Source organism: Agrobacterium sp., from assembly GCF_032092815.1.
GTDB lineage: Bacteria > Pseudomonadota > Alphaproteobacteria > Rhizobiales > Rhizobiaceae > Agrobacterium.
Map to the genome: position 1 here is coordinate 27,153 of NZ_DAMDBP010000043.1, position 11,636 is coordinate 38,788.

The 11,636-nt window shown below is 56.1% G+C and carries 13 protein-coding genes; 4 read left to right on the plus strand and 9 right to left on the minus strand.

The annotated features are described in order from the left end of the window. The 3 genes from RT613_RS19655 to RT613_RS19665 all read left to right on the plus strand — a co-directional run. Positions 1-53, plus strand: a 53-nt coding sequence (locus RT613_RS19655) for a hypothetical protein (protein WP_313618086.1), incomplete at its 5' end; no start/stop codon positions are given. Beyond that, positions 50-406, plus strand: coding sequence for a hydroxyisourate hydrolase (gene uraH / locus RT613_RS19660; RefSeq protein ID WP_313618073.1), 357 nt, complete (start codon positions 50-52; stop codon positions 404-406). The genes RT613_RS19655 and uraH, both read left to right, overlap by 4 nt. A 6-nt stretch (positions 407-412) precedes the next feature. Then, positions 413-1,153, plus strand: coding sequence for a metallophosphoesterase family protein (locus RT613_RS19665; protein WP_313618074.1), 741 nt, complete (start codon positions 413-415; stop codon positions 1,151-1,153). Positions 1,154-1,160: 7 nt separating this feature from the next. Here RT613_RS19665 and RT613_RS19670 read toward each other — a convergent pair whose 3' ends face one another. The 6 genes from RT613_RS19670 to puuD form a co-directional block, all read right to left on the minus strand. Beyond that, on the minus strand, positions 1,161-1,811 hold the full coding sequence (locus RT613_RS19670) for a glutathione S-transferase family protein (protein ID WP_313618075.1): 651 nt from the start codon (positions 1,809-1,811) through the stop codon (positions 1,161-1,163). Between the two features lie 161 nt (positions 1,812-1,972). Further along, the gene (locus RT613_RS19675) at positions 1,973-3,106 is read right to left on the minus strand and encodes an alpha-hydroxy acid oxidase (RefSeq protein WP_313618076.1); all 1,134 of its coding nucleotides are present in this window, start codon (positions 3,104-3,106) and stop codon (positions 1,973-1,975) included. Between the two features lie 127 nt (positions 3,107-3,233). Next, positions 3,234-3,989: a sulfite exporter TauE/SafE family protein gene (locus tag RT613_RS19680; RefSeq protein ID WP_313618077.1), complete on the minus strand. Its 756-nt coding sequence runs from the start codon at positions 3,987-3,989 to the stop codon at positions 3,234-3,236. A 291-nt stretch (positions 3,990-4,280) separates the two neighbouring features. Beyond that, positions 4,281-4,778, minus strand: a complete 498-nt coding sequence (locus tag RT613_RS19685) for a GrpB family protein (protein ID WP_313618078.1) — start codon at positions 4,776-4,778, stop codon at positions 4,281-4,283. A 57-nt stretch (positions 4,779-4,835) separates the two neighbouring features. Then, complete coding sequence (guaD, locus tag RT613_RS19690; protein ID WP_313618079.1) at positions 4,836-6,146, minus strand: guanine deaminase; 1,311 nt, start codon at positions 6,144-6,146, stop codon at positions 4,836-4,838. After that, positions 6,143-7,387, minus strand: a complete 1,245-nt coding sequence (gene puuD, locus RT613_RS19695; RefSeq protein WP_313618080.1) for a urate hydroxylase PuuD — start codon at positions 7,385-7,387, stop codon at positions 6,143-6,145. The genes guaD and puuD overlap by 4 nt, the downstream gene beginning before the upstream one ends. A 677-nt stretch (positions 7,388-8,064) precedes the next feature. Between puuD and RT613_RS19700 the strand changes: the two genes are divergently transcribed. Further along, positions 8,065-8,382 (plus strand): hypothetical protein, encoded by a 318-nt coding sequence (locus RT613_RS19700; RefSeq protein WP_313618087.1) that lies wholly within the window; start codon positions 8,065-8,067, stop codon positions 8,380-8,382. On the opposite strand, the gene RT613_RS19705 is transcribed toward RT613_RS19700, so the two are convergent. The 3 genes from RT613_RS19705 to RT613_RS19715 form a co-directional block, all read right to left on the minus strand. Beyond that, positions 8,358-9,281, minus strand: a complete 924-nt coding sequence (locus tag RT613_RS19705) for a LysR substrate-binding domain-containing protein (protein WP_313618081.1) — start codon at positions 9,279-9,281, stop codon at positions 8,358-8,360. The two genes, RT613_RS19700 and RT613_RS19705, sit on opposite strands and share 25 nt — an antisense overlap. A 258-nt stretch (positions 9,282-9,539) precedes the next feature. Beyond that, complete coding sequence (gene xdhC / locus RT613_RS19710) at positions 9,540-10,385, minus strand: xanthine dehydrogenase accessory protein XdhC (protein WP_313618082.1); 846 nt, start codon at positions 10,383-10,385, stop codon at positions 9,540-9,542. Between the two features lie 12 nt (positions 10,386-10,397). Further along, positions 10,398-11,636, minus strand: a 1,239-nt coding sequence (locus tag RT613_RS19715) for a molybdopterin cofactor-binding domain-containing protein (protein WP_313618083.1), incomplete at its 5' end; no start/stop codon positions are given.

Consider the following 11,636-nt stretch of genomic DNA (forward strand, 5'->3'; position numbering starts at 1 on the left):
TGGAAGAGTATTTTTTCGAGTCGCCCTATATCATTGCGGAGCCGACGCCATGACAGGCCTTACCACCCATGTTCTTGATGCTGCCCATGGTACGCCAGCGGAAGGGCTGGAAATCGACCTTTACCGGCTGGACGGCGAAAGCCGTAGCAAGCTGAAAAGCGTTGTTACCAATAGCGATGGCCGTGTGGATGGTGGCCCCTTGCTGATTGGTGAAAGTTTTGCGGCCGGGCATTATGAGTTGGTGTTTCATGCCGGCGACTATCTGCGCGGCAAGGGTGTGACATTACCGGAACCAGCATTTCTCGATGTTATTCCCATCCGCTTTGGTATTGCTGATACACAGGCGCATTATCATGTGCCCTTGCTGCTTTCACCTTTCAGCTATTCGACCTACCGGGGAAGTTGACAGCTCATGATCTTTGCTGCGATCGCCGATATTCATGGAAACTGTGCTGCGCTTGAGGCTGTTCTGGCCGACATCGAGAAGCAGGGCATCACTGATGTCGTTAATCTCGGGGATTGTTTCAGCGGGCCGCTGGAAGCTGGCTGGACGGCCGATCTGTTGCTGAAGAACTGGGTGCCGACAGTGCGCGGCAATCATGACCGCGCCCTGATCGATCGCGCCTATGAAGAGATGGGCGATTGGGAACGACCTGCCTATCAGCAGCTTTCACCCGAACATTTCGACTGGCTGCACACGCTGCAATTCAGCATGATCTACAAGGACGAAGTGTTCTGCTGCCACGGTTCACCGAAGGACGATAATCAGTACTGGCTGGAAACTGTAAGTGCTGATGGCATCATGCATCTGCGCCCGCTTGCTGAAATCGAGGCTCTGGCAGAAGGCGTCGATCATCCGCTGATGTTGTGCGGCCACACCCATATTCCGCGTTCGGTGCAGCTTTCGAACGGGCGTTTGATCGTCAATCCCGGCAGTGTTGGCTGCCCTGGATATACCGATGGGGAACCGGTTTTTCACCGGGTGGAAACCGCAACGCCCTTTGCCAGCTATGCCGTGCTCGAAAAGACATCGCGCGGCTGGCAGCCGACGTTCCGCCAGGTTCGGTATGACAATCTCGCCATGGCCGAACTGGCCCGCAACAAGGGCATGGACGGATTTGCCAATGCCTTGACCGGCGGCTGGCTGGACTAAACACGCCTCAGAGATTTGACGCGGCCTTGAAGACGGCCAGTTGTGCCGCAAAGGCGCGCTTGTAAGCGGGGCGTGTCTCGCCGCGTTCGACATAGGCCAGAAGGTTGGGGAATTCTGCGAGAATTCCCGATGTTCTGGTTCGAAGCAAAACCGAGATCATCAATAGGTCGCCAGCGCTGAATGTGTCTTCAAGCCATTGACGCTCACCAAACTGTTCGGACAATTGACCCAGCCGTCGTCTGATCCGGTTGTCGATCAGCGGCATGCGTTCATCATGCCAGCTTTTCTCGCCCTCGAGAAACCGGGCGACTTCACGCTCCAGCATCGGCGGTTCCATGGTGCTGACGGCGGTGAACATCCAGGTGATGGCGCGGGCTCTTGCATTCGCATCCTGAGGCAGCAGGCCCGGGTGGTGATCTGCAATGTGAAAGACGATTGCGCCTGAATCAAACAGGGTGAGATCATCTTCCTGATAGGTCGGAATTTGCCCGAATGGCTGCAATGCCAGATGAGCAGGCTCTTTCAGTGCCTTGAAGGACAGCAGGCGAACCTCATAGGGTAGCCCCACTTCTTCCAGTGCCCAGCGTACCCGCATGTCCCGCGCCATGCCTTTGCCGCCATCGGGAGAGTTTTCAAATGCGGTAATGGTGATCGTCATGGCAGTCCTCCCACAGCGGCTTTCAGCCTGAATGATCAGCTAAACGAATTTGAGCGCCAATTGGTTCGAGCCTGTTTTGTGAGGCCGTCCCTGGGCTATGCGATGATGATCCGCTTAAGACGGGCCGCAGGTTGTGGCAGCCCGTCTTGGTTATTCTGCGCTCATGCCAGGATATCGGGGCCGACGTCGACGATGCGGCGTTTGCCGCACAAAGCCATGGTGATATCCATTTCCTTGGCAATGATCTCAAGTGTGGTGGTAACGCCCTGCTTGCCACCAGCGCCGAGGCCGTAGAGGAACGGGCGGCCGATATAGGTGCCCTTCGCGCCGAGAGCCAGAGCTTTCAGCACATCCTGTCCGGAGCGAACGCCACCATCCATATGCACTTCGATTTTGTCGCCAACGGCTTCAACGATTTTCGGTAGCATGGCGATGGATGAATGTGCACCGTCGAGCTGGCGACCGCCATGGTTGGAAACGATGATCGCATCTGCGCCGGAACCGGCCGCAGCGCGCGCGTCTTCCTCATCGAGGATGCCCTTGAGAATGAGCTTGCCGCCCCAACGTTCCTTGATCCATTCGACATCCTTCCAGGACAGGCGCGGATCGAACTGTTCTGTGGTCCATGCCGAAAGGGACTTAAGATCGGTGACGCTTTTGGCATGGCCCACGATGTTGCCGAAGGTCCGGCGCTGGGTGCCAAGCATGCCAAGGCACCAGGCCGGACGCGTCGCCATCTGCCAGATATGTTTGGGCGTGAATTTCGGTGGAGCAGACAGACCGTTGCGAATGTCCTTGTGACGCTGACCTAGGATTTGCAGGTCAAGCGTCAGCACCAGAGCCGAGCACTTGGCGGCCTTGGCCCGGTCGATCAGATTATAAACGAAGTCGCGGTCGTTCATGACGTAGAGCTGGAACCAGAAAGGTTTCTTGGTGACAGATGCGACATCCTCGATCGAGCAAATGCTCATTGTGGACAAAGTAAAGGGAACGCCGAATTCTTCGGCCGCCTGTGCTGCCAACATTTCCCCGTCGGCATGTTGCATGCCGGTAAGGCCGGTGGGGGACAGTGCGACGGGCATCGCCACTTTCTGACCGATCATTTCGCTTTCCAGCGACCGGTCGCTCATGTCCACCAGCACACGCTGACGCAGCTTGATCTTGGCAAAGTCATCTTCGTTGGCGCGGTAGGTGCTTTCCGTCCATGCGCCGCTATCGGCATAGTCGAAAAACATTTTTGGCACGCGCTTTTTCGCCAGCTTTTTCAGGTCCGCGATTTCGAGTGGTTTGCTCATGGATGACGCCTTCACAGTTCAAATTCTGCATCCATGACTAGCATGCTTTGGCGAAACTGCCACGGTAAAGCAGAGTCGATTCAACGGATTGTGCGGCACTTTAAAAGTGCCGCTCGATGGTGCTTGTTCAACCCATCAATGGCCGCAGGGCAAGCTGCAAACCAAGCAGCAGCAGGCAGATCAGGAACCATCGCTTGAAGGTGGCGGGGCTGACGGCGCGGCGCACGATCTGGCCTGCCCACATGCCAAGAAGAGCGGGGGCAACAGCCAGTGTCGAGGTTGCCAGTTCCTGCAGCTGGAACACGCTGTGGGAGCCAAGACCGATGACCAGCGCAATGGTGGAGATGGTGAAGGAGAGGCCAAGGGCCTGAACCAGATTTTCCCGGTCGAAACCGAGGGCCTGAATATAGGGAACGGCCGGAATAACAAAAACGCCGGTTGCGCCCGTCATCAGGCCTGTCAGCAGGCCGATGATTGGTGACAACCAGGGCTCGATTTTTTCAGGCACGGAAAAAGGCGGGGCCAACAGCGTATAGGCGGCATACGAGGCGAGCGCGACGCCGAGAGCCGCCGTTGCCCAGACGCCTGAATTGCCGGCCATGAAGGAAGCACCCAGCAATGTGCCAATGATGATGGCCAGCATCATGGTCCACAGCCGTTTCAACAAGGCCATGAAGGATGGCCCGGCCAGCAACTGCCAGATGTTGGTAACGAAAGAAGGCAGGATCAGCAAGCTTGCCGCCGCAACCGGTGGCATGAACAGCCCAAGCACACCCATGGCAACGGTTGGCAGGCCCATGCCGGTTACGCCCTTGACGATGCCGGCCAGAAAGAAGGTAAGCGTAATGAGCGCGATTGCGGCGAGAGATAAGTCAGCTGTCATTTCAGGCATGAGCATCCGGTACGGTGATTGGCAGGTATGGTTTTGTTATAATCACATATCGCACCTGATGTTACGGTGTGCGCCGAACTATGGTTTTGTTGTCCATGTACCAGGGAGTACGTTGCTCTCATTGGCTCCCATTAAACTCAACGTCATCCTCGGGCTTGACCCGAGGATCTACCCACGTTGAAGTTGGGGGTCGTTGGATCCTCGGGTCAAGCCCGAGGATGACGAAAAGGGGGGCGGCGCTTTTGATTTTTCTCACACTGTTCAAGAGGTTGCACAGTCAGTCTAAAGCCCGTCGACAATGCGCTGGATATAGGGCTCCTTGCCGCGCAGATATTCCGCGATCCCTTTGGTGTTCTCCTGTTCAAGCTGCAGTTTCAGACGTCCATAGGCATCGCGTGCCTCGTTGTCTTCTCGCAAATGATCGCGGAACTTGATCATCTCCAGAGCCTTTCGATGTCCAGCAAGGCAGAGGTGCAGCTTATGGGTTCTGACACCATCAACATCCCGCTTGAAAAAGCTGTGACCGGCGGACAGATCACCGCCACGCCGGTAACCGAGATCAGCAAGTGCTGCCGCCATGTTCTCCGCGACATCGCTATCCTTGACGAGAATGAGGATGTCGATTTCCGGTTTTGCGGCAAGGCCAGTAACGGCGGTGCTGCCAATATGATGGATTTCCAGAAGGGAAGGGCCAAATGCCTGTCGCAGTCGCAGGGCTTCTGATTGGTAGAGGCTGGGCCAATCCGGATCATAGGCTGTGATCTTGCTGGTCAGTGCCATGGCGGCCACTCCTCATGCACGCTGTGTCGCATGCATGAGGTTATAGCGTGATGGACTTCAGGCCAATGTCGATTTCATCGCCTTGCCAGCCACATAGGTTTCGCTGACGGTACGGTCATCACCCATGGTCAACATCAGGAAGAGTTCTTCAGTCAGGCTGTTGACCACTTCCATCTTCAACGCCATGGCAGGCGTTGAGGATGCGTTGAGCACGGTGATGTCGGCGTCGGTGCCGGCATCCAGTGTTCCGATGCGATCTGCCATCGACAGTGCCTGCGCATTGCCAAGCGTCATCATATACCAGCTTTCCAACGGGTTCAGACGCTCACCCAGCAGCTGCTGGATTTTATAGGCCTCATCCATGGTGCGCAGCATTGAATAGCTCGATCCGCCGCCGATATCGGTGGCAACGGCAATCCGAACCGGCTTTTCGCGGCGCTGCAGCTTTTTCATTGGAAAAAGACCGGAGCCGATGAACAGGTTCGAGGTCGGGCAATGGACGGCGATCGCGCCGGTTTCCGATAACACATCTGCTTCGCGTTCCGACAGGTGGATGGCGTGGCCCAAGAGGGTAGTGTCACGCATCAGGCCGTAGCGCACGTAGATGTCGGTGTAGTCGGTGGCCTCTGGATAAAGCTCGCAGGTGTATTTGATCTCGTCCAGATTTTCCGACAGGTGGGTCTGGATGAACAGATCAGGGAATTCCTGCGCCAGCGCCTGTGCCGCCTGCATTTGCTGCGGGGTGGAGGTGATGGCGAAACGTGGAGTGATGGCAACGTGGTTGCGGCCCTTGCCGTGCCAGTCGGCAATAACCGCTCTGGTTTCGTCGTAGGACATTTCAGGTGTGTCGAGCAGGCCTTGCGGCGCATTGCGGTCCATCATCACCTTGCCGCCAATCATCAGCATGTTGCGCTTCATGGCTTCTGCGAAATAGGCATCAGCGGAGGTCTTGTGCACCGAGCAATAAGCAGCAGCCGTGGTGGTGCCGTGGCGCAGCAGTTCATCATAGAAATGCGTGGCGATACGCTGTGCATGCGCGCTTTCCACGAAGCGGCACTCTTCCGGGAAGGTGTAGGTATTCAGCCATTCCAGCAGATTGGCGGCGTAAGAACCGATGACCTGCATTTGCGGGAAATGCAGGTGCAGGTCGATCAGGCCTGGCACGATGAGGTGCGGGCGGTGGTCTTTTTCTGCCACATCTTCGGGTGCTGACTTCTTGATGTCGTTATAGTCGCCAATCGCGACAATCTTGCCATCATCAATCAGCAGTCCGCCATCTTCGATGTAAAGATAACTTGCCGTGTCATCGATGGCGTGTGGTGCGCGGCGAAAACTCAAAAGTCGACCGCGCAGCAGAAGCATGCTCATTCAGTTTTTCCTTGTGACAAGGCGCTTTCATACCAGGCGGTCAGCACCTTGCGTTCTTCGGGCGTTATATCCGTGATGTTGCCGGGCGGCATAGCATGGCTGCGGCCTGCCTGAATATAGATCTCTCGGGCATGGGCGGCGATATCCGCATCCGATTCCAGCTTGACGTTTTTTGGTGTGAAGCTGATGCCTTCCCAGACCGGCTCGGCGGCATGGCACATGGAACAGCGTCCCTGAACGATATCGCGCGCCGAGGCAAAATGAACGTCACCTGCAAACATCTGCTGTGCCGGTGTCAGCGACAAGGTGGTTTCCTCTTCACCGGTCAGTACCTTCGGCACGGTGGAAAGCCACATGATGATGATGAAGATCACCGCGGTTGCGACCCATGTCCATGTGGGTCTGCCCTTGCGGGCGTGGGTGGTGTTGAACCAGTGGCGAATGGTGACACCCATCAGGAACACCAGCGCCGCGATGATCCAGTTATAGGTTGTGGCAAAGGCAAGCGGGTAGTGGTTGGACAACATGAAGAAGATGACGGGCAGGGTCAGGTAGTTGTTGTGCAAAGACCGCTGCTTGGCGATGCGCCCGTATTTCGGATCGGGTGTGCGTCCGGCAATCAGATCCGCAACCACGATCTTCTGGTTGGGAATGATGATCATGAACACGTTGGCCGACATGATGGTGGCGGTAAAGGCCCCCAGATGCAGGAAGGCGGCGCGGCCGGTAAAGACCTGCGTGTAACCCCAGGCCATGGCGACCAGTGCAAGGTAAAGCACGATCATCAGGCCCCAGGTGTTGTTTCCAATCGGCGATTTGCACAGAAGATCATAAAATACCCAGCCAATCGCCAGGGATGCGATGGAAAGACAGATGGCCTGAACTGACGAAAGGTCCATGACCGTGCGGTCAATCAGGAACAGATCTGCGCCGCCATAATAGACCACACATAGCATGGCAAAACCGGTGACCCAGGTGGCGTAACTTTCCCATTTGAACCATGTGAGGTGCTCGGGCATCTGAGCCGGTGCGACCAGATATTTCTGAATGTGGTAGAAACCACCGCCATGGACCTGCCATTCCTCGCCATAGGCACCCGGTGGCAGATGGGCGCGTTGTACCAGTCCCAGATCAAGTGCGATGAAATAAAAAGACGATCCGATCCAGGCGATGGCGGTAATGACGTGCACCCAACGGACGGCAAAAGCCATCCATTCCCAGGCAATGGCGTATTCGTACATGCAGTTCCCCTATGTGTATTGCATTGCACATTGCGAGAAAAAACAGCCGCTGAAAAGAGGAAAGCCGGGGTGATCTACGGATTGTTCCCATTCTTCCTGTTGATGGGTCTGTTCTTGCAAATTTGCATGGCGCTGGATTGTGCTTTGCGCAAAAGCCGTTAGCCGACTACGCACGACTCAGGTAAAATCGGTTGTACGCAACAGGCTGTGCGGCAAGATGATTTTCCCGTCACCTGTCGTGTCGTGGGGTTGCCCACGAGCGCATCGGCCGCAAAAGCCTGACATGCTTTTCGTGAAAAACGATGTGTTGATGGTATGAGTTGGAGCGTTCTCTGTGCGCCCTTCAAAGACGCATGACGTTCCGATGTTTCGCGTGGCGGTTTTCCGAAATCGCAATGCTGCATATCCTTGGGTCGGGGGCGGTTCAGGGAGGGGATTTGCAGATATGCCAGTGCATGCATTGCGTCCCGTTTGTGATGTTTAATGTAAGGTTCCAAGTCGTAATACAGGACGCAATGCGTTTCGGGTGACTGCCGTTCATGTCAACGGAGACGATGCCCATGCGCCATACTGTGACTGTGATTGAGCGTTTGCATGCGAAGTTGAATCAGGCAAATGCTCCAGCCTCTTGTTTCTATGCATTTTCCGGCTTCAAGCCGGTTTGGTTCTATGCCGCAATTACCGTTGTTTTTGCTCTCGTGCCGAGTGTATCGGCGCATGAGTCACACAAGGGTTTCAAATATGAAAGCTATTGCTGCAACGGCAATGCTGAGACTGGTGACTGCCAGATGATCCCGATGAAAAGTGTGCGGGTCGTACAGGGTGGTTACGAGGTTTCTCTTGTGCCGGGGGATCATCGACTGGTCACGAGACGCCACGTGTTCAACTGGTCTCAAAACCAGACGCGCCGTTCTGATGACGGCGAATATCACCTGTGCCTCTACCCGGATGAAAATACCCCGCGCTGTTTCTACGCTCCCGACATGGGTTTCTGAGCAGACCTTTCCGGCAACGGCATCAACCTGAAAATCCACTCGCGAAAGGCTTTGATCTTTTGCGTGTTCTTGCGATTTTCGGGATAGACCAGCCAATAATGCGCGCCGTCATAGCTGGTGATATCGAATGGCTGCATGAGGCGACCAAGCGCCACCTCATCGGTGTAAAATTCCGGTGTGAGAATGGCAACGCCCTGACCGGCGATGGCAGCGGCAGCTTCAAATGTCTGTGCGCCTAGGCGACTGCCTGTGCGGTTCTGCAAGGGTGGGTCGCTTATCCCAGCCTGATGAAACCATTGTTGCCACCATGGATCGCCCGCATCGATAAGGCGCAGTTTCAGGAGGTCGGCCGGTGTCTTTACGCCGCCGATTGTCTCAGCCAGTACCGGGCTCAACATGGGTGAAAAACCGCCGCGCATCAGAAGATGCGAATCCAGACCCGGCCAGACACCGGCGCCAGCGCGGATTGCCAGATCCACATCCGTCTGGCTGAAATTGACGAAATCCTGCGAGGTTTCCAACCGGACTGCAATGCCGGGATTTTCAAGCTGGAAGGCACCGATATGGCGTGACAGCCAACGGGCCGCGAAGGTTGGCGTGGTGTGGATAAAAAGCGTGTCACTTTTGATCTGCTTTGCATCGGCCACTGCATTGCGCAACGCACCAAAAGCCTCGGCAACCCTTGGTGCCAGTTTCTGCCCGCTTTCTGTCAGCGTGACCTGTCGAGGTTTTCGGACAAACAGTGCCACGCCAATGAAGTCTTCCAGCAGTTTGATCTGATAGCTGACAGCGGTCTGTGTCATGCCAAGCTCATCACCCGCCTTGGTGAAACTCATGTGGCGGGCAGTGGCCTCAAAAACCCGCAAGGCATTCAACGGCAATTGGCGTGACATCTTCATGGATAAGTTCTCTTTATCTACCGCGCGCGATATTTCATTGGTTTTTGAAAGAAAACAACGGCATTCTCATCTCATACAACAATTCAGTTTATGAGGAAAAGACGATGCGTGCAGCAACCTTGCGCGTGCGAAGCCCTTTGCTTGCGGTTTCGCGGCTGTGGGACCTTCTCAGGTCAGTACGGATTAACGGCGCGAAAACACGCCCCCAGAACCTTGTCGATGACAGCCTGAGCGACGATATCAAACGTGATCTCGGTCTTATGGATGGAAGGCGAGGGGTGGGCTTTCCACGGGAACGGCAGAGCGATGAAATGCGTGAAGCACTTCTGCGACAACCAAGGCCGCTATGATGGCGGGACGTTTGTCTTTGACCTCTGAGCCGCCAATCGGCAGGGTCAGACGTGCAAGGTCAACAGGTGCTTCGCCTTCATTTTCCCGCTCGATCCAGTGCGCAAAGGTGGCGCGTTTGGTTTTGGAACCGATCATGCCGATATAGGAGAGCTCAGGGCGAGCCAGTGCCTGTCGTGCAATCATGAAATCCAGCGCGTGATCATGGGTGACGATGATTGCAGCGCCGCCTGAAGGTATTGATGTGACCATCGCCTCCGGCATGGCGCTCAGATGGGGTGTCACGCCATCCGGCAAGTCGTGTAACTCGCTTTTGCGTGTTTCAATCACGGTAATGGACACCGGCAAAAGGCAGAGCGCACTGGCAAGTGCCTTGCCAACATGGCCAGCACCAAAGATGAAGACAGACGGCTGCTCGCGGTTTTCCTGGGCCAGCCGCTGTTTCAGGCGGGTAGCGACAGCTTCGTTGACGGGTGTGAAACGCAGCAGGGTTCGGCCACCGCAGCACTGGCCGATTTCCGGCCCGAGCGGAATGTCCATGCTGTCGGCTGCCGTCTTGCCGCTCAACATCGCACGGGCATGATCGATGGCCATATATTCGAATTGCCCACCACCAATGGTTTGCCAGATGCGGTCCTTCGAGACGAGCATGAAGGTGCCGGCTTCGCGCGGGGACGAGCCTTTGGCGGATTCGATTTCAATCAGGATCGCAGGGTCAGGGCGATCCAGAAAGGCGGTGAGGGAGATGTCGCTCATTCAAGCTTCTCCTCATACCTTCTTCAAACGCTCAACGGCCATCAGCACCCGTTCCGGTGTGGCCGGGGCATCAAGGCGTGGGCAGACCTTGTAATCGGCCACGCTGGCAACCGCCATCGACAGCGCCTCAAGAACCGAGATGGCCAACATGAAGGGCGGTTCGCCGACAGCCTTGGAACGGCCAATGGTTGGCTCGGCATTTTCTGCCCATTCCGCCAGCTTGACGTTGAAGATTTTCGGACGGTCGGACGCCAGGGGTATCTTGTAGGTGGACGGTGCATGGGTGCGCAGGCGCCCCTTGTTATCCCACCATAGTTCTTCCGTGGTCAGCCAACCCATGCCCTGCACGAAGGCGCCTTCGATCTGGCCAATGTCGATGGCGGGGTTGAGGGATTTGCCAACATCATGCAGCACATCGGCCCGCTCAACCATATATTCGCCGGTCAGCGTATCAATGGAAACTTCCGAGACTGCCGCACCATAGGCGAAATAATAAAACGGTTTGCCGCGACCGGCGGCACGGTCCCAATGGATTTTGGGGGTCTTGTAGAAGCCGGCGGCAGAGAGCTGCACGCGACCGAAATAAGCCTGTTTTATGAAGTCGTTAAAGGCGACTTCTTCCAAACCGATTCTAATGCGGTTTGGCAGGAAGGTTACCTCTTCCGGTGCGACATTCCACTTTTCGCATGCGAACTGGACAAGGCGTTCCTTGATCTGACGGGCCGCATCATAGGCGGCCATGCCGTTGAGATCGGTGCCTGACGAGGCGGCGGTGGCCGAAGTGTTGGGCACCTTTCCTGTCGTTGTCGCGGTGATCTTCACCCGGCCGATATCGACCTGGAAGGCGTCAGCTATGACCTGGGCGACCTTGGTGTAAAGGCCCTGACCCATTTCCGTGCCGCCATGGTTCAGGTGAATGGAGCCATCATTGTAGATGTGCACCAGTGCCCCGGCCTGATTGAAGGCGGTCAGCGTGAAGGAAATACCGAATTTGACCGGTGTCAGGGCAATGCCCTTGCGGATGATCGGGCTTGTCTTGTTGAACTCGATGATGGCCTGTCGCCGTGCCTGATAATCACTGGATTGTTCAAGCTCGTCGACGATACGGGCGATGATGTTGTCCTCGACCTCCTGATGATAGGGGGTGAGGGTGCGACCCGATTCCGGCTGGCCGTAAAAGTTCAGCTTGCGGACCTCGAGCGGGTCCTTGCCCACCGCATAGGCTATTTCTTCGACAAAACGTTCCGCACC

What these genes read in the sequence shown, in the direction of transcription:
- guaD (WP_313618079.1), bottom strand. Translation starts at nt 6,146, where the DNA reads ATGAGCATGCTTCTGCTGCGCGGTCGACTTTTGAGTTTTCGCCGCGCA.
- RT613_RS19665 (WP_313618074.1), top strand. Translation starts at nt 413, where the DNA reads ATGATCTTTGCTGCGATCGCCGATATTCATGGAAACTGTGCTGCGCTT.
- RT613_RS19680 (WP_313618077.1), bottom strand. Translation starts at nt 3,989, where the DNA reads ATGACAGCTGACTTATCTCTCGCCGCAATCGCGCTCATTACGCTTACC.
- uraH (WP_313618073.1), top strand. Translation starts at nt 50, where the DNA reads ATGACAGGCCTTACCACCCATGTTCTTGATGCTGCCCATGGTACGCCA.
- RT613_RS19670 (WP_313618075.1), bottom strand. Translation starts at nt 1,811, where the DNA reads ATGACGATCACCATTACCGCATTTGAAAACTCTCCCGATGGCGGCAAA.
- xdhC (WP_313618082.1), bottom strand. Translation starts at nt 10,385, where the DNA reads ATGAGCGACATCTCCCTCACCGCCTTTCTGGATCGCCCTGACCCTGCG.
- RT613_RS19675 (WP_313618076.1), bottom strand. Translation starts at nt 3,106, where the DNA reads ATGAGCAAACCACTCGAAATCGCGGACCTGAAAAAGCTGGCGAAAAAG.
- RT613_RS19685 (WP_313618078.1), bottom strand. Translation starts at nt 4,778, where the DNA reads ATGGCACTGACCAGCAAGATCACAGCCTATGATCCGGATTGGCCCAGC.
- RT613_RS19705 (WP_313618081.1), bottom strand. Translation starts at nt 9,281, where the DNA reads ATGAAGATGTCACGCCAATTGCCGTTGAATGCCTTGCGGGTTTTTGAG.
- puuD (WP_313618080.1), bottom strand. Translation starts at nt 7,387, where the DNA reads ATGTACGAATACGCCATTGCCTGGGAATGGATGGCTTTTGCCGTCCGT.